Origin of the sequence: Variovorax sp. Root434 (genome assembly GCF_001426595.1) — a bacterium.
GTDB lineage: Bacteria > Pseudomonadota > Gammaproteobacteria > Burkholderiales > Burkholderiaceae_C > Variovorax.
On record NZ_LMEK01000008.1, the window covers coordinates 15,181 to 32,688 of the forward strand.

Sequence of the window (17,508 nt, forward strand, 5' to 3'; positions counted from 1 at the left end):
CTATCGAAGCGATGAGTTAATGATAATGATTCGCAATAAAAAGTCAATCGTCGCGATCGACTTTTTTGACTTGCGATGTCAGATCACTTCGCTTCGGGCTCCGTGATGAAGCCGATCTTGCGCACGCCGGCTTCGCGGGCTTCCGACATCGCCTTGGCCACGCGCTCGTAGCGCACGGCCTTGTCGCCGCGGATGTGCAGCTCGGGCTGCGGTTCCTTGGCGGCTTCGGCGGCGAGGCGGTTGGGCAGCTCGCTGTCGTCGATCTTCTGTTCGTTCCAGTAGTACGAGCCGTCGGCCGTCACGCTGAACAGGATGTTCTGCGGCTTCGGCTGCTCGGGTTCGCTGCTGGCGCGCGGCAGGTCGATGTTGACCGCGTGCTTCATCACCGGCACGGTGATGATGAAGATGATGAGGAGCACCAGCATGACGTCGACCAGCGGCGTCATGTTGATCTCGTTCATCACCTCATCGGGTTCGTCCTGTGTACCGAAGGCCATGGTGCTCAGCCCTTCTTGAGCGGAACCACGACGGCGTCGCTGCCGCTTTGAACGCGGGCGCCGGTCACGAAGTAGGCATGCAGGTCGTGCGCGAAGGCGTTGAGCTTGGTCAGCACGAACTTGTTGCCGCGCACCAGGGCGTTGTAGCCCAGCACCGCGGGGATGGCCACGGCCAGGCCCAGGGCCGTCATGATCAGCGCTTCACCGATCGGGCCGGCCACCTTGTCGATGGTTGCCTGGCCGACCGAGCTGATGCTCATGAGCGCGTGGTAGATGCCCCAGACCGTGCCGAACAGGCCGATGAAGGGGGCGGTCGAGCCCACCGATGCCAGCACGGCCAAGCCGGTTTGCAGGCGAGCGGTGAAGGCGTCGATGCCGTTGCGCAGGGCGCGCGTGATCCAGTCGCTCACGTCGAGCGCGTCATGCAGATGGGCCTTGGTGTTGCGGTGGTGCGCTGCTGCTTCGCGGCCTTCGAGGGCCAGCGCACGGAACGGGTTGCTGTCGTCCTTGCCGAGCTTGTTCAGCGCGGTGGCGAAGTCTTCGCTGTGCCAGAAGTCTTGCGAATGCTTGGCGAGGCGCTTGTATTTGATGACGTCGAGCGCCTTGACGATGATGACGATCCACGACGCGAGCGACATGCCGATCAACAGTACCGCGACGGCCTTGGTGACGAAGTCGCCCTGATGCCAGACGTTCATCAGGCCAAATTGGGAATCCATACGAAGTTGCTCCAGAGAAAAATTAGTTCAGGACGTAGTTGACGGGGGCGTCATAGGACATGGCCTGCACCACGCCGTTGATCTTGCCGGGCACGAAGCGGCATTTCATGATGTATTCGACTGCGGCTTCGTCGAGGCGATCGAAGCCGCTGGATTTCTTGACCTCGGCACTCTTGGGCAGGCCGTCGACGCCGACGAGCACCCGCACGATGACCTTGCCTTGCTCGCCGAGCCGCTTGCTCATGGCGGGGTAGGTTGCCTTGGGGTTTTGAAGGTAGTCGGCGTTGCTCGAGGGCATCTGCACCGCTGGAGGCGCCGGGGGTGCAGGTGGTGGCGCGGGCGGCGTCGGCGGAGCGGGAGGTGCCGGCGGCGTTGCCGGAGGCGGCGGTTCGGTGGTGCCGACGGGCGCCTGGGGCGCCGGCGTGGGCTTCGGCTCGCGGATCGCCTGGGGCCGCGGCGGAGGCGGGGCCTTGGCTTTGGGCTGAGGCGGTGGTGGGGGCGGCGGAGGCGGATCTGCCTTCGGCTTCGGCGGTTCGACGAACTGGCCCAGTATTTCGACTGGAATCACCACCTCGGCGGCGCGGCGTAGCAACCCGCTCTGCAGCGCCCAGAGCGCAGCCGCATGGAACAGGATGACGCCGCCGGCAATGACGACATTGCGCGAAAGGCCGAGGACGGAAGGGGGGGGGGCAAAGCGGTCAGACACGATCAACCATTCGAATGCGGGCGCCGTGAAAGGTGCCCCGATTTCAGCAAAACCGCTACGAAGACAGCACTTGCGCCAGTTGCGCTACTTGCGAAAGATCCACCAGACCGAGCCTGCAACCAGGATCAGGCTGCCGCCGAGTGTCGAGAAGAGTTCCATGCCTTGCTTTCCTTGATGGAGTTGGCAAGCTGGATCGCCCTCGGACCCGATTCGCAGCTCAGTGCTGCGACCGGATGCGAAGCGCTGCACTGCGCGACGATATCTCGCGCGCACCCTTCACATTGGCCACACTGGGTGGCCACGCCAAGTTCGAACTGAACCTCGTCGAAAGTCATGCCGGCCCGCACGTGGCGTGCGATTTCTCGGTCGGAGACTCGGCGGCAGACGCAAACGATCATGGCTGTGAAAGCGGCAGTTGGCTGGCTGTTGGATTTGCTTGATTATAAATAAGAATCCGTCGCATTCACAATAACCATGTGTTACTGATTCATGCAGGTGAGCCAGATCCCTGGATTCAGACCTCGGACCAGAGCCGAAGCAGGTTGTGATAGTGGCCGGTCAGCGCCACGGTTTCCTCGCATTCGCCCAGGCGCGCACGAAGTTTCTGGATGTTCTGGTCGAGTTCGAACAGCATGCCGCGCTGCTGGTCGCTGCGCACCATGCTCTGCAGCCAGAAAAACGAACAGATCCGCGCCCCCCGGGTCACGGGGCGGACGCGGTGCAGGCTGCTGGCCGGATAAAGAATGAGGTCGCCGGCCGGCAGCTTCACTTCGTGCGAGCCATAGGTGTCGATGACCTCCAGCTCGCCGCCCTCGTAGTCCTCGGGGTCGCACAGGAAAAGCGTGCACGACAGGTCGGTGCGCAGTTGCTGGTTGACGCCGGGCAAGGCCCGCACCGCACCGTCGACATGAACGCCGTAGTGCTCGCCTCCCTCGTAGCGGTTGAACAGCGGCGGCACGAAGCGCAGCGGCAGCGCGGCCGAGAAGAACAGCGCGTGCCGGGCCAGCGCGGCCAGAACCGTGCTGCCGAGTTGCCGGCCCACCGGGGACTGCTCCGGCAACTGGCGGTTGCGCTTGACCTGTGCGCCTTGTGCACCGACCGTCTCGCGACCGTCGGTCCATTGCGTGGCGTCGAGTGCGGCGCGCATTTCGCGCACCTGGTCGGGACTCAGCACATCGGGCACATGCAGCATCATTTTTCAGGATCTCCGCAATGAGAAAAGCCTCGGCGCGCGCAGGACCGTCAGAACGCGAAGTTCGCGGTGATCTTCGCCGAGCGCGGCGTGCCCGGCGTGTAGCGGTAGCCGCTCTTGTTGACGGCTGCCACGTAGTCCTTGTCGAACAGGTTGTACAGGTTCAGCTGGATGTCGATGTTCTTGTTGATGCGATAGGACGCCATTGCATCGACCACCCAGTATGAATCGACGTAGGCCGGCGTTCCCACCGCGCTGTCGGTGCCGCGCTGCAGCTTGCCGTTGTAGCGTGCGCCGCCGCCGATGGTCAGGCCGAACGGAAACTGGTAGGTGGTCCAGAGCGTGAAAGCCTTCTTCGGCGTGTAGGCGAGGGCGGTCGATCCATCCGCCAGCACCGAAGAGCCGCTCAGCACGCGGGTGTTCATGGTGGTGAAGCCCGAGCTCACGCCCCAGTTGTCGGTCAGGGCGCCCGACAGGCCCAGCTCGACGCCCTGCACGCGCTTCTTGCCGGTCTGGAAGTACTGCTGCGAGACCGTGTCCTGCACGACTTCGTTGCTGACGTCGGTGCGGTACAGCGCTGCAGTCAGCGCCACGCGCTTGTTCATCACGTCCCACTTGGTGCCGACTTCGTAGGTCTTCGCCTTCTGCGGCAGGAAGTCGGTTCGCCCGGTGCTGTTGCCGGTGCCGCCGGCGGCCAGCTGGAAGTTGGCGCCGCCCGGTGGCTGCGCGGCGGTGCCGTAGGCCGCGTAGATGCTGCTGTTCTCGGTCGGCTTGTAGACCAGGCCGATCTTGCCGGACAGCAGGTTGTCCGACAGCTTCAGGTTGGTCGGCGTGATCGTCGAGGTCTGGGGGCCGTTGCCGGTGCGCGCCAGCGTCAGCGCGGTGGCGTTGTACGTGGTCGAGTAGTGGTCGTAGCGCAGGCCGGCGGTCAGCTGCCACTGCTCGTTGAACTTGAGCGTGTCGAAGGCGTAGAGGCCGATGGTGTCGGTGCTGCCGTCGGAACCCGTTCCGTTGGCGATGCGGTTGTAGCCGCTCACGTACGGATTCGGGTTGTACAGGTTGGCGGCAGGCCACGAGCCGGCCGCGGCCAGCGTGGTGCCCACGCTCGGGTAGCCTGCGGCGTAATAGTTGTTGGCGCGCTGCGTCTCGCGGACGAATTCGAGGCCGCCATTGAACGAGTGGCCGATGCTGCCCGTGTTGAACTTGGCCGACACGCTCGTCTGGTTCGTGAAGATCGTGTTTTCCTGGTCCTTGTTGGTGGGCAGGTTGCGCGTGATGGTCCAGCTGGCGGGAATCGTCGGGATGACCGTGTTGATGAAGCCCGCGTTCGCGGCCGGCAGCTGGCCCACGCCGCTTGCCGACGCCGTGAGGCCGCCGCCCGTGAACGACGTCAGCATGTAGTCCTGCGAGGTCTTGCCGTAGCGGGTGGTGTTGCGGAGGGTGATGTCCGGCGTCAGGTCGTGCTCGATGCGCGCGGTGAACATGTCGGCCTTCACGTTGTCGAAGTCCGAGCTGGTGCCGTAGAAGTTGCTCGAGGCCACGCGCGCGGCGGAGTTCAGGTAGGTGCGGCGCGCCAGGCCTCGCGTGATCGCGGTGGCATCCGGCGTGCTGTAGCCCGGCAGTCCGATGGTGGGCACGCCGCCGTCGGGAATGTTGTTCTGCTCGACGTGCAGGTAGTCGAGGAAGATGCGCGTCGGGCTGTTCAGCCCGAGTGCCAGCGACGGGGCGATCGCCGTGCGCTTGTTCTTGACGAAATCGCGGCCGGCAACGCCGCCGTCTTCGGTCACTGCGTTCAGGCGGAAGGCCGCGCCGATGCCGTTGGCGCTGCTCAGCGACTTGTTCCAGTCGACGCTGCCGCGCTTGAAGTCTGCGCTGCCGAAACTCATCGAACCCAGGAAGCTGTCTTCGAGCTTGGGCTTCTTCGTGACGAGATTGATGTAGCCGGTAGGCGAGGTGCGGCCCACGTCGGTGCCCGACGGGCCCTTCACGACCTCCAGCTGTTCGATGTTGAACACGTCCCGCGACACGGAGCCCAGGTCGCGGATGCCGTCCACGAAGATCGCGCTCGAGCTGTCGAAGCCGCGCATGAAGACGGCGTCTCCAGTGTTGGTGTTGCCGTTCTCCCCGAGGAAGAAGGTGCCCACGCCGGGCGTGTTGCGTAGCGCCTCGGTCAGCGTGGTTGCACCCTGTTCGCGAATGATCTGTTCCTTGATGACCTGGATGGTCTGGGGCGTGTTCACCAGCGGGGCCGTGAACTTGGGATTCGACGAGTTGTCGGCCTTGTAGTCGGCGGCGGTGCTGTCCTGCACCCGGACTTCAGGCAGTGCACTACTCGACTGGGCGAGGGCCGCCGGGGCTGCGATGGCGATCAGTGTGGCGGCGGCAGCGCTCGAAAGGTGTGGAACGGCGCGCACAACGGTGTGTTTGCGGCTCTTGATGTAGGCCATGAAGTTTTCTCCGGAAAGGACAGGCGTCAGGACTCGACTGGCGATGTCTTGGCGGCCTGCGTTCTCCGGGAGAAGCGGGGCAGACTGGCTGGGTGAGTCGATTTGCAAAGTGCTTGTAAATCGCCTCAAATGATATTGCTTCTCAATACGTAAGTTCGCAGCCGAAGCCGTATTAATTCAAAAGTTGTCTCGGTTTGTTGCTGCCACGCAACTGGTGCGTGCGGCAGCGAGGGCTCAGTAGACATCGCGGCGATAGCGTCCGCTTGCCGCCAGTTCGCTCATCAGCGTCTCGCCAGCGACCTGCCGCAGTGCGGCGTCGACACCGGACGCCATGCCCTGCAGGCTTCCGCAGACATAGACAGCCGCGCCGTCGTGCAGCCACTGCAGCAGGGTGTCGGCCGACTGCAGCAACCGGTGCTGGACGTAGAAGCGCTCTGCCTGATCGCGTGAGAACACCATGTCGAGCCGCTGCAGCACGCCGCCGGCCTGCCAGGCTTCGATTTCTTCGCGGTACAGGAAATCGTGCGCGGCTTGGCGTTCGCCGAACACCAGCCAGTTGTCGTGCCTGCCCGCGGCGGCACGGGCTCGCAGGTGGGAGCGCAGTCCAGCCAGCCCGGTGCCGTTGCCGATGAGGATCAGGGGTCGCGTCTCGTTGCCGTCCAGGCGGAAACCTCGATGGGGACGCAAACGCAGGGCGACGGTGTCGCCAACGCTGAGGGTGGAGGTGAGCAGCCCCGATGCTGCTCCCAGCGTGCCGTCGGGATGCTGCTCCTGCCGGACGAGCAACTGCAATTCGCCATCGGCGTGTACGGATGCGATCGAGTAGTCGCGCGGGCGCGCTGGATCGCTCGCCGTGGCCACCTGCGCCAGGTCGCCCGACATCCAATGGGGCATCGCACCCATCTGCGGAACCAGTCCGAGATGGAACACCGGTGCGCCGACGCTGCCCGGATTGAGCCGCTCGCGCGCAATCAGCCGCCACTGCGTGAAGCTGGTTGCCGCCCCTTCGATGCTGACCGTCGGCGCTTCGCCCCATTGCGCGTGCCACGCAGCCAGCGCGGCGGGCTCGCTGTTGTCGACCTCGATGCGATCGAACTCGCGCGTGGCGCCCGTCGCAAGAAGCCACTCGTCGAGCGCGCGACCGAAGCCGCAGAAGTTGGCGTACTGGCGGTCGCCCAGGGCCAGTACGGCGTAGCGCAGCGAGGGTAGGGCAGGCTGCGAATCCATCACGCGCTCGGCGAACACGCTGGCCCCATCGGGCGCATCGCCTTCGCCGTAGGTGCTGGCGATGAAGAGCGCCCGCCGCGCAGCGGCCAGGGCAGAGGCATCGAGCGCGTTGAGTTCCATCACGCGTGCCGGCGTGCCTGCCGCGCTCAATTGCCGTGCGGTCTGCCAGGCGATGGTTTCTGCCTGGCCGGTCTGGCTCGCGAACAGCACAAGGACGGGGGACTCGCCGCTGCCTTCCGAAAGCGCTGCCGCATCGCGCACGGCGGCCGCTTGCCGCCTGCGCTCCCGCAGGTAGACCGATGCGCAGAGCGCCGCATACGCAGCCACGGTGGAACCCGCGCCAAGTGCGCGCCAGCCAATGTCGTTCATGCCCCGGCCGGTGCGGGCCACGCGCGCGTAGCCCGCACCGCAGGCGATGCGTCGCCGTGGCTCACGAGCAGTGCGGCAATGTCGTGCCGCTGCGCGAAGTCGAATCCTTCGTCCGGCCCCAGTACCGTCAGCACGGTGGCCAGCGCGTCGGCCTGCATGCATTCGACGTGCAGCACGGTGACGCTGGCCAATGCATGAGTGGCCGGTTCACCGGTGCGCGGATCGATGGTGTGCGACCAGTTGCGTCCCTGATGCGTACGGCGGTGCCACCGATCGCCCGAAGTGGCGATCGCCATGTCGGCAAGCGCCACGCGCTGCGCCACGGCCGGGTCGCCGTCGACGAGCACCTGCCAGGGCTGGCCACCGGGGCGTCGCCCGATGCCGCGCAATTCGCCGCCGACTTCAAGGAGAAGGTCCGCAAGGCCGAGCGCGCGCAAGGCTTCGACGCCACAGTCGACCGCGAAACCCTTGGCGATACCTGAAAGATCGAGCGCAACACCACCCGGCTGCAGCAGCGAGCCATCGGCCGCATCGAACGCCAGCCGTGGCCAGCCGACGCACGCACGCGCATCGGCCAGGACCTGCGCAGAAGGCAGGCCGCCTTCGTGTGCTTCAGGGCCGAAGCCCCAGCAGGCGACCAGCGGACCGATCGTCGGATCGATCGCGCCACCGCTGGCCGTTGCCCATCGGTCCGCACAGCGCATCACTTCGGCGAACTCCGCGGGCAGCACGTGGCGTGACCCGGCTGGCGCCCGGTTGAACCGGCTGATGTCGGAGTCCGGCTCCCAGTTGCTCATCTGCGTGACCACGCGGCCAAGCGTCGATTCGACCGCCGCGCGAACCTCCGCCAACGGCAGCATCCGCGGATTGTCGAAGCGCAGCGACCAGGTGGTGCCCATGGTCTGCCCGCCCGACTGCTGGAGCGTGGCGGGATCGGCGGCGCGTGGGACGGCAGCGTTGGCGTAGCCGCCAGCGCGCCAGGTGCTGAACGAAAGGCCCAAGGTGGTCGGCTGCCGCGTCAGGGCATCACTTCAAGGGTTGCCGCGTAGCTCAGGCGGCGTTCCTTGGCTTGCGGCACCGTGGTCTTGGTGTCCTTGGTGCTGGCGTCGAGCCAGTACATCCCGGCGGCGGGCCAGGTCACGCTGAACTGGCCCTTGTCGTCGGTCTTGAGCTTGATTTCCTCGAGCTTGTCGCGGTACTGGGTATTGCCTGCCGTTACGGTCACTTCGAGGCCCTTGGCGGGCTGGCCGTCGAGGTTCAGCGTGAAGGTGGCCTTCTCGCCCTTGACTAGGTCGGTCGGGCTGCCGGTGGAGATCAGTTCCAGCCCCTGGCCGACCGGCTTGAGCGCCGAAGGCTTGCCGACGGTCACGAAGGTCTCGATGCGGCCGGACGATTGGGTGATCGTCACCTCCTGTGCATCGGCCGGGATCTCCTTGCCGATGGTTTCGGCCGTGCCGCGCGCGCGCTTGGCCTGGCCCGTGGCCTTGTCCTTCCAGCTTGCGAAGGCGCCGGCGTTGGTCACCGCGATGCGGTAGGTGCCCGGTTGTGCCACGTTCACGTCGAACACGTTGCGCAGCTTGAGCTTGGCTTCGGTCTCGGGCTTGACGGTGCTGCCGTCGGGCGCGGTGATCTGCAGGCCGTCGAGCCGCAGCGGCGCGTGGTTCGCGACGAACAGGTCGTTCGATACCGCGGCATCGACGGTCACGGTGTCGGCCTTGGAGAACACGGTGGACGAGGGCAGCAGCCAGGCGTTGTGCGCCTGGGCGAGCGAGGCGACAGCCGACAGGGCAATGGCGAGGGAGGCGGCGCGCAGTGTGAAGCGGGTCATGGCAGTTCCTTGATGGGGGCTGGCGGTAAGGCGGTAAAAGGGGGGGGCGGTCAGGGCTTGAGTTCGAGCTTGATCTCGCCGAGCTCTTCCTTGCCCGTGGCGGTCGGCTGCGCCGCTGCCGTCGGGGGCCACTGGAAGGGAATGCTCACGACCTCGCGTCCGCCGACTTCGCGTGCGGCTTCCACCACGAGCTTGTAGGCGCCCGGCGCGAGCTTGGGCATGGGCGCCGTGCCTTCGGTGAAGCTCAGCTGGTGCTTGCCGGCCGGCTTGGTCGCGCCCGTCACGCCATCGACCGGCACCGCGAGTTCGCGGCCACCGCGGCGCCACCACTGGCGCATGTCCTTCAACCACTTCGTGCCTTCGCCCTCGGGGTTGTTGGTCTTGGTGCGCACGTCGTACCAGACGGCCAGCGTACCGGCAACGGTGTTGTCGGCGCGCTCGATCCAGGTCGCCACGTAGGGGCGGTGGTACTCGGACACGTTCAGCCGCGGGATCTCGATGTTGACGGCCAGCCCCGACGCGAAGGCCGGGGCCGCGAACAGCGCCGACATGGCCAGCGGCGCGAGTGAATAGCGAACGTGCACGGGAAACCTCTTTTCCTGGATCGATGAATGAATCAGTGAATGAACAGCAGCGCGAGCAGCACCGGCACGACGAGCCCCATGCCCACCATCGGCCACGTGAAAGGCCGGTTGCCCGCGTGCATCTTGAGAATGAACAGGCCGGTGATCGAGAAGACCAGTGCGGCGCCCGCGAAGATGTCGATGAACCAGCTCCACGCGGCGCCGGTGTTGCGGCCCTTGTGGAGGTCGTTGAAATAGGAGAGCCAGCCGCGGTCGGTGCGCTCGTATTCGATCTCGCCGTCGGCCAGGCTCAGGCGCAGCCAGGCGTCGCCGCCAGGGCGGGGGAGCGAGAGATAGATTTCGTCGTCCGACCACTCGGCCTCGCGGCCGGCGGTGCCGACGTCCCAGTGCTTCTGCACCCAGGCCTGCAGTTCGGCGGGCAAGGGCGCCTTTCCCTTGAGGGCCTTGGCGGCTGGCAACTGCTTTTCGAGTTGCGCGCGCAGGGCTTCATCGACCGAACCGCTCAGCTTCGTTACGGCCGGCCGGGCCTCGATCTGCCCCGCGTGATTGAGCGTGAAGCCCGTGACGCTGAACAGGATCATGCCGATCAGGCAGATCGCCGAGCTCACCCAATGCCATTCGTGCAGGGTCTTGAGCCAGTAGGCACGGCGGCGGTTGTCGGGGCGGGGGGCAGTCATCGAAGGCGCGGATTTTATCCGTGCGAATGAGAATGACTGTTATTCGTGACGGGTTAAGTTACGTAAAGCAATAAAAAACGGGACCGAAGTCCCGTTGACCGACAGCTGCGAAGGCTTCGCTTACTCGAGCTCGCCCATCTGCGACTGCAGGTAGTTCTGCACCCCGACCTTGTCGATCAGGTCGATCTGGGTTTCGAGGAAGTCGATGTGCTCTTCCGTGTCGTCCAGGATCTCCTGGAGCAGATCGCGCGAGACATAGTCGCGCACCGATTCGCAATGCGCGATGCCGTCCTTGATGGTCGCTTGCGCGCCGGTTTCGGCGCCGAGGTCGCAGCGCAGCAGTTCGGGCACGTCTTCGCCGATGTTCAGCTTGCCCAGGTCCTGCAGGTTCGGCAGGCCGTCGAGCATGAAGATGCGGTCCATCAGCTTGTCGGCGTGTTTCATTTCGCCGATCGATTCCTCGTATTCCTTCTTCGCCAGCTTGTCCAGGCCCCAGTGCTTGAGCATCCGGTAGTGGAGGAAGTACTGGTTGATTGCGGTGAGCTCGTTCTTGAGCTGCGCCTGCAGATGTTCGATGACCTTGGGGTCGCCCTTCATGATCGTTTTTCCTTGTTCTGAAAGAGGCGATTGTCCGGGTCCTCGCAGGGCCCGCGCAAGCATTCCCCTGCGCAGTCGGTCTGCATGCGTACGAGGGTGATAGGCGTTCGTATTCGGGCGGGAAGCGAAGGCGAGGACGCCTTTGTTTTTCATAGGCCGCACCGATGTTATTGATAGCTCAATGCTATGAGAGTGTCATATTTGGTAGTTATACTCATGGCTCGCACTTATTTTTGTCCACCCGCAGCATCCAAGGAATCACCATGTCCCTGATCAACACCCAAGTCCAACCCTTCAAGACCCAGGCCTACCTCAACGGCAAGTTCATCGATGTGTCCGACGAGACGCTCAAGGGCAAATGGTCCGTGCTGATCTTCATGCCGGCGGCCTTCACCTTCAACTGCCCGACCGAAGTCGAAGACGCGGCCGACAACTACCCCGAGTTCCAGAAGCTGGGTGCCGAGGTCTACATCGTGACCACCGACACGCACTTCTCGCACAAGGTCTGGCACGACACCTCGCCGGCCGTTGGCAAGGCGAAGTTCCCGCTGGTGGGCGACCCGACCCACACGCTGACCAACGCTTTCGGCGTGCACATCCCCGAAGAAGGCCTGGCACTGCGCGGCACCTTCGTGATCAACCCCGAAGGCATCATCAAGACCGCCGAAGTGCACTCCAACGAAATCGCCCGCGACGTCAAGGAAACCCTGCGCAAGCTCAAGGCAGCGGTCTACACCGCCGCCCACCCGAACGAAGTCTGCCCGGCCAAGTGGAATGAAGGCGACAAGACCATCGCACCGTCGTTCGACCTCGTCGGCAAGATCTAAGCGCCCCGCGCGAAAGCCCGGGCGCTCACGAGGCCCCGGGCTTTTTCGTCCCCAGTTGATAGTTTCCAGTTATCGAAAGAGAGTCCCTCATGCTCGACGCCAGCACCAAAGCCCAATTGAAGAGTTACCTCGAACGCGCCACGCAGCCGATCGAGATCGTCGCCTCGCTCGACGACGGCAAGGCCTCGGGCGAGATGCTGTCGCTGCTGAAGGATGTCGCCGAAGCCTCGCCGCTGGTCAAGCTGACCGAAAGCCGCGACGACAACCACCGCAAGCCCTCGTTCTCGGTCAACCGCCCGAGCGAAAACCACGGCCCGCGTTTTGCCGGCCTGCCGATGGGCCATGAATTCACGTCGCTGATCCTTGCCTTGCTGCAGATCGGCGGCTATCCCCCGAAGGTCGAGCAAGCCGTGCTCGACCAGATCAAGGCGCTCGACGGCGATTTCGAGTTCGAGATCTACGTCTCGCTCACCTGCCACAACTGCCCCGACGTGGTCCAGGCGCTGAACCTGATGGCAGTGCAGAACCCACGCATCCGCACCACGATGATCGAAGGCGGCACTTTCCAGGACGAAGTGAAGGAACGGCAAGTGATGGCCGTGCCGACCGTGTTCCTGAACGGCACCGAGTTCGGCCAGGGCCGCATGAGCCTGGAAGAAATCCTCGCCAAGATCGACACCAGCGGCGTCGAGCGCGAAGCGAAGAAGATCGCCGCCAAGGATCCGTTCGACGTGCTGATCGTCGGCGGCGGCCCTGCCGGCGCCGCTGCGGCCGTCTACGCGGCACGCAAGGGCATCCGCACCGGCGTCGCCTCGGAGCGCTTCGGCGGCCAGGTGCTCGACACGCTGGGCATCGAGAACTTCATCTCGATCAAGGAAACCGAAGGGCCGAAGTTCGCGCATGCGCTTGAAGAACATGTGCGCGACTACGACGTCGACATCATGAATCTGCAGCGTGCCAAGGCGCTGGTGCCCGGCAATGGCCTGATCGAAGTGCAGCTCGAAAGCGGCGCCTCGCTCAAGAGCAAGTCGGTCATCATCTCGACCGGCGCGCGCTGGCGCAACATCAACGTGCCTGGCGAGCACGAGTTCAAGAACAAGGGCGTGGCCTACTGCCCGCACTGCGACGGCCCGCTGTTCAAGGGCAAGCGCGTCGCGGTGATCGGCGGCGGCAACTCAGGCGTCGAAGCGGCGATCGACCTGGCCGGCATCGTGGGCCACGTCACGCTGATCGAGTTCGACACGGCCCTGCGCGCCGACGCCGTGCTGCAGCGCAAGCTCCAGAGCCTGAAGAACGTCGACATCTTCACCAACGCACAGACCACCGAGATCACCGGCGATCAGAAGGTCAACGGCCTGGTCTACAAGGACCGTGCGACGGGCGAGCTGAAGAAGGTCGAGCTTGAAGGCGTGTTCATCCAGATCGGCCTCGTGCCCAACACCGACTGGCTCAAGGGCACGGTCGAGCTGTCGAAGCACGGCGAGATCCTAGTCGACGCGCGCGGCCAGACCTCGGTGCCCGGCGTGTTCGCGGCAGGCGATGTGACGACCGTGCCGTTCAAGCAGATCATCATCGCGGCCGGCGACGGCGCGAAGGCGGCGCTCGGCGCGTTCGACCACCTGATCCGCACTTCGGCGCCCGCCGCGCCGGCGGCCGCCTGACCGGCTGCCCGATGCAAGAAGGGGTCATCGCAAGTCGATGGCCTCTTTTTCTTTGAAGCCTCAGTAGTTCAGCCGCTCCGGCCGCAGTTCCTGCAGGATCGTCGTCGCGATCTCCTCGATCGACTTGGTGGTGGTCGAGAGCCAGCGGATGCCGGCGCGTCGCATCATCGCCTCGGCCTCGCTCACCTCGTGGCGGCAGTTCTCGAGGCTGGCATAGCGCGAATCGGGGCGCCGCTCGTTGCGGATCTCGCTCAGGCGCTCGGGCTGGATCGTCAGGCCGAAGATCTTCTTGCGGTGCGGCATCAGGGCCGGCGGCAGCTGGCGGCGGTCGAAATCCTCCGGAATCAGCGGGTAGTTGGCGGCCTTGAGGCCGTGCTGCATTGCCAGGTAGAGCGAGGTGGGCGTCTTGCCGCTGCGGCTCACGCCAACCAGGATCACGTCGGCGCCCTGCAGGTCGCGGTTGCTCTGGCCATCGTCGTGCGCCAGGCTGAAGTCAATGGCCGCGATGCGGGCGTTGTATTCCTTGCTCTTGCTGACGTCGCTGAAGCGGCCGATGCGGTGGTTCGACTTCACGGCCAGCTCGATTTCCAGGGGCCGCACGAAGGTGCCGAACATGTCGAGCAGCATGCCCTTGCAGCCGGTTTCGATCACTTCCAGCACGTCCATGTTGGCCAGCGTGGTGAAGACGATGGGGCGAACGCCCTCGATTTCGGCGGTGTGATTGATCTGCCGCACCGCCTGGTGTGCCTTGTCGACCGTGTCGGTGAAAGGCAGCCGGACATGGCGCGGTTTCATCTCGAACTGGGCCAGAACGGCGTTGCCGAAGGTCTCGGCGGTGATGCCGGTGCCGTCGGAAATGAAGAAAACAGTGCGTGTATGCATGGTCTTGCGGTCTTGTCCTGCGGCGCGCGCGACCTTGCCACGCCTACAATCCGGGCCATTATCGGGAATCCGCTTTCCCAACCCCCAATTCTTTCCATGCACACCGCGCCCGCACCCAAAGCAACGACAACGATCGTGCCGCGCCGTCTGCATGCGGCACCGGTTTCAACTTCTGGAGCTTTCCCATGTCTGCACTTTTCGACGCGACCGCCCTGGTCGTACCGTTTGAAAACCTGAGAATGACCGACGTCGAGGCGGTTGGCGGCAAGAACGCCAGCCTCGGCGAAATGATCTCGCAGCTGCCGCAGGGCGTGCGGGTGCCGACCGGTTTCGCGACCACGGCCCACGCATTCCGCCAGTTCCTGGCCCACGACGGCCTGGCCGACAAGATCAGCAAGCGCCTCGCCGCGCTCGACACCGAAGACGTGCGCGCGCTGGCCGCCGCCGGCGCGGAGATTCGCGCCATGGTCGAGGCCCAGCCTTTCCCGGCCGACCTGCAGAAAGCCATCGGCGAGGCCTTCGCCACGCTGAGCGCCGGTAACCCCGCCGCCTCGTTCGCCGTGCGTTCCTCGGCCACCGCCGAAGACTTGCCCGACGCCTCTTTCGCCGGCCAGCAGGAAACCTTCCTGAACGTGGTCGGCATCGACGACGTGCTGCACAAGATGAAGGAGGTGTTCGCCTCCCTCTACAACGATCGTGCCATCAGCTACCGCGTGCACAAGGGCTTCGAGCACGACGTGGTCGCGCTGTCGGCCGGCGTGCAGCGCATGGTGCGTTCCGACCTCGGCGCTGCCGGCGTGATGTTCACCATCGACACCGAGTCGGGCTTCGAAGACGTGGTGTTCATCACCTCCAGCTACGGCCTCGGCGAAACGGTGGTGCAAGGCGCCGTGAATCCCGATGAGTTCTACGTCCACAAGCCGACCCTCAAGGCCGGCAAGAAGGCCGTGATCCGCCGCAACCTCGGCTCCAAGCTGATCCAGATGGAGTTCGCCACGCCCGAAGAGAAAAAGGCGAGCGGAAAGCTGGTGAAGACCACCGACGTCAAGGCCGAGCAGCGCAACCGCTATTCGCTGAGCGACGCTGACGTCGAACAACTCGCCAGGTACGCACTGGTCATCGAAGAACACTATGGCCGTCCGATGGACATCGAGTGGGGCAAGGACGGCACCGACGGCCAGCTCTACATCCTGCAGGCGCGCCCCGAGACGGTGAAGAGCCAGCAACAGGGCAAGGCCGAGCAGCGCTACAAGCTGCTGGGCAAGGGTGCTGTGCTGGCCGAAGGCCGTGCCATCGGCCAGAAGATCGGCACCGGCCCTGTGCGCCTGGTGCACAACATCAGCGAGATGGACAAGGTGCAGGCCGGTGACGTGCTCGTCACCGACATGACCGACCCCAACTGGGAACCGGTCATGAAGCGCGCCGCCGCCATCGTCACCAATCGCGGCGGGCGCACCTGCCATGCGGCCATCATCGCGCGCGAACTGGGCATTCCGGCCGTGGTCGGCTGCGGTGACGCAACCGACCTGCTGAAGGACGGCACGCTGGTCACCGTGAGCTGCGCCGAGGGCGACACCGGCTTCATCTACGACGGCCTGCTCGAGACCGAAGTGACGGAAGTGCAGCGCGGCGTGATGCCCGAGATCGACATCCAGCTGATGATGAACGTGGGCAACCCCCAGCTCGCCTTCGACTTCGCGCAACTGCCGAACCACGGCGTGGGCCTGGCGCGGCTCGAATTCATCATCAACAACAACATCGGTGTGCACCCGAAGGCGATCCTCGACTACCCGAACGTCGACAACGACCTGAAGAAGGCCGTCGAGTCGGTGGCCCGTGGCCACGCCTCGCCGCGTGCCTTCTATGTCGACAAGGTCGCCGAAGGCATCGCGACCATCGCGGCGGCCTTCTGGCCCAAGAAGGTCATCGTGCGCCTGTCGGACTTCAAGTCGAACGAGTACCGCAAGCTGATCGGCGGCAGCCGCTACGAGCCGGAAGAAGAGAACCCGATGCTGGGCTTCCGCGGCGCCGCGCGCTACCTGAGCGCTGATTTCGGCGAAGCCTTCGCGATGGAATGCGAAGCGCTCAAGCGAGTGCGCAACGACATGGGCCTGACCAACGTTCAGATCATGGTGCCCTTCGTGCGCACGCTGGGCCAGGCCGAGCGCGTGACCGGCCTGCTCGCCGAGCACGGCCTGAAGCGCGGCGAGAACGAACTCAAGCTGATCATGATGTGCGAGGTGCCGAGCAATGCCATCCTAGCGGATGAGTTCCTGCAGTACTTCGACGGCTTCTCGATCGGCTCGAACGACCTGACCCAGCTCACGCTGGGCCTGGACCGCGACTCGGGCCTCGAACTGCTGGCCGCCGACTTCGACGAACGCGACCCGGCCGTCAAGGCGATGCTGAGCCGCGCCATCAAGGCCTGCAAGGACCAGGGCAAGTACGTCGGCATCTGCGGCCAGGGCCCCAGCGACCATCCGGACTTCGCACTGTGGCTGGCGGAGCAGGGGATCGAATCGATCTCGCTGAATCCCGACAGTGTGATCGACACCTGGCAGCAGCTCGCCAAGCGCTGACCCGCAAAAGGCATTGGGCCATGGGCCCGCCGCGCTACAGACTGCGGGAATCCCCACTGGGGGATTTCCCGCGTCAGCTTGGTGTCATTGAAACAAAATGCGTTTCCGATGTCAGACTTGTGGCTTAACGGGGCGCATCCCGGCAGCTCGCGGGGGACACCATCATGATTCTTGTAAAGACAGACGCCGGCCAGCAGGTCCTCAAGGATCGCTCGGTGCCGCTCACGCCGCGCCAGCGATCGGCATTCATCCTGTTCGACGGCAAGCGCTCGGTCGATGACGTGATCGCCGCCGGCACGGGCATCACGGCGGAAGACATCAGCCAGATGGTGGAACTGGGCGTGCTGGCGCCGGTGGGCGGCAAGCCTGCGGCGGCGCCGGCCGGGGAGGCCGCGGCCCCCGAAGTTCCGAAGCCGGCTGCGGATGCCGCCGGCTCCGGGCGCAGCAAGCAGCAGCGATACAAGGACGCCTATCCGATCGCCACACAACTCACCGGCAGCCTGGGGCTGATGGGTTTCCGGCTCAACCTGCAGGTCGAGGGCACCACCAGCTACGAGGACCTCGTGGCGCTGGCGCCGAAGATCCGCGCCGCCGTCGGGCCCGAGAAGGCCGCGGCGCTCGACAAGGCTCTCAACGACTGAGTTCTTGCCGGGATGGCCGATACAGGGCTATAATCGCCGGCTTTGCCTTGCCACACTGCGCCCGACGCTGCAGGT

Annotated in this window: 17 protein-coding genes; 4 read left to right on the plus strand and 13 right to left on the minus strand. The window is 64.9% G+C overall.

All coding sequences use genetic code 11. From position 1 onward, the window contains the following. Nucleotides 1–83: 83 nt before the first annotated feature. The 12 genes from ASD05_RS09130 to bfr form a co-directional block, all read right to left on the minus strand. Complete coding sequence (locus ASD05_RS09130; protein WP_007830740.1) at nt 84–497, minus strand: ExbD/TolR family protein; 414 nt, start codon at nt 495–497, stop codon at nt 84–86. A gap of 5 nt (nt 498–502) precedes the next feature. Further along, a complete protein-coding gene (locus ASD05_RS09135) occupies nt 503–1,216 on the minus strand; it encodes a MotA/TolQ/ExbB proton channel family protein (protein ID WP_056590712.1) in 714 nt (237 codons plus the stop codon). A 22-nt stretch (nt 1,217–1,238) separates the two neighbouring features. After that, complete coding sequence (locus tag ASD05_RS09140; RefSeq protein ID WP_414930041.1) at nt 1,239–1,922, minus strand: energy transducer TonB; 684 nt, start codon at nt 1,920–1,922, stop codon at nt 1,239–1,241. A gap of 125 nt (nt 1,923–2,047) precedes the next feature. Further along, nucleotides 2,048–2,320, minus strand: a complete 273-nt coding sequence (locus tag ASD05_RS29420) for a bacterioferritin-associated ferredoxin (protein ID WP_081502622.1) — start codon at nt 2,318–2,320, stop codon at nt 2,048–2,050. A 116-nt stretch (nt 2,321–2,436) separates the two neighbouring features. Further along, complete coding sequence (locus ASD05_RS09145; RefSeq protein WP_056590715.1) at nt 2,437–3,117, minus strand: Fe2+-dependent dioxygenase; 681 nt, start codon at nt 3,115–3,117, stop codon at nt 2,437–2,439. Nucleotides 3,118–3,164: 47 nt separating this feature from the next. Then, nucleotides 3,165–5,561: a catecholate siderophore receptor Fiu gene (locus tag ASD05_RS09150; protein ID WP_056590719.1), complete on the minus strand. Its 2,397-nt coding sequence runs from the start codon at nt 5,559–5,561 to the stop codon at nt 3,165–3,167. A gap of 234 nt (nt 5,562–5,795) precedes the next feature. After that, nucleotides 5,796–7,157: a sulfite reductase subunit alpha gene (locus ASD05_RS09155; RefSeq protein ID WP_056590880.1), complete on the minus strand. Its 1,362-nt coding sequence runs from the start codon at nt 7,155–7,157 to the stop codon at nt 5,796–5,798. Beyond that, on the minus strand, nt 7,154–8,158 hold the full coding sequence (locus tag ASD05_RS09160) for an FAD:protein FMN transferase (protein WP_056590721.1): 1,005 nt from the start codon (nt 8,156–8,158) through the stop codon (nt 7,154–7,156). Before ASD05_RS09160 ends, ASD05_RS09155 begins: the two co-directional genes overlap by 4 nt. 17 nt (nt 8,159–8,175) lie before the next feature. Continuing rightward, nucleotides 8,176–8,985: a DUF4198 domain-containing protein gene (locus ASD05_RS09165; RefSeq protein WP_056590723.1), complete on the minus strand. Its 810-nt coding sequence runs from the start codon at nt 8,983–8,985 to the stop codon at nt 8,176–8,178. A gap of 50 nt (nt 8,986–9,035) precedes the next feature. Further along, complete coding sequence (locus ASD05_RS09170) at nt 9,036–9,536, minus strand: DUF2271 domain-containing protein (protein WP_371127353.1); 501 nt, start codon at nt 9,534–9,536, stop codon at nt 9,036–9,038. A 65-nt stretch (nt 9,537–9,601) separates the two neighbouring features. After that, the gene (locus ASD05_RS09175) at nt 9,602–10,246 is read right to left on the minus strand and encodes a PepSY-associated TM helix domain-containing protein (RefSeq protein ID WP_056590727.1); all 645 of its coding nucleotides are present in this window, start codon (nt 10,244–10,246) and stop codon (nt 9,602–9,604) included. A 120-nt stretch (nt 10,247–10,366) separates the two neighbouring features. Next, the gene (bfr, locus tag ASD05_RS09180) at nt 10,367–10,843 is read right to left on the minus strand and encodes a bacterioferritin (protein WP_007830763.1); all 477 of its coding nucleotides are present in this window, start codon (nt 10,841–10,843) and stop codon (nt 10,367–10,369) included. Nucleotides 10,844–11,106: 263 nt separating this feature from the next. Here bfr and ahpC point away from each other — a divergent pair, with 263 nt between their 5' ends. Next, complete coding sequence (ahpC, locus tag ASD05_RS09185; RefSeq protein ID WP_007830764.1) at nt 11,107–11,670, plus strand: alkyl hydroperoxide reductase subunit C; 564 nt, start codon at nt 11,107–11,109, stop codon at nt 11,668–11,670. Between the two features lie 89 nt (nt 11,671–11,759). Next, nucleotides 11,760–13,331 carry an alkyl hydroperoxide reductase subunit F gene (ahpF, locus tag ASD05_RS09190; protein ID WP_007830766.1) on the plus strand — a complete coding sequence of 524 codons (1,572 nt, stop codon included), beginning with the start codon at nt 11,760–11,762 and terminating at the stop codon, nt 13,329–13,331. Between the two features lie 60 nt (nt 13,332–13,391). On the opposite strand, the gene ASD05_RS09195 is transcribed toward ahpF, so the two are convergent. After that, nucleotides 13,392–14,213 (minus strand): pyruvate, water dikinase regulatory protein, encoded by an 822-nt coding sequence (locus tag ASD05_RS09195; protein ID WP_007830768.1) that lies wholly within the window; start codon nt 14,211–14,213, stop codon nt 13,392–13,394. 185 nt (nt 14,214–14,398) lie between these two features. Between ASD05_RS09195 and ppsA the strand changes: the two genes are divergently transcribed. Beyond that, a complete protein-coding gene (gene ppsA / locus ASD05_RS09200) occupies nt 14,399–16,792 on the plus strand; it encodes a phosphoenolpyruvate synthase (RefSeq protein ID WP_056590729.1) in 2,394 nt (797 codons plus the stop codon). A gap of 164 nt (nt 16,793–16,956) precedes the next feature. Then, nucleotides 16,957–17,433, plus strand: a complete 477-nt coding sequence (locus tag ASD05_RS09205; RefSeq protein ID WP_056590731.1) for a hypothetical protein — start codon at nt 16,957–16,959, stop codon at nt 17,431–17,433. Nucleotides 17,434–17,508 lie beyond the last annotated feature (75 nt).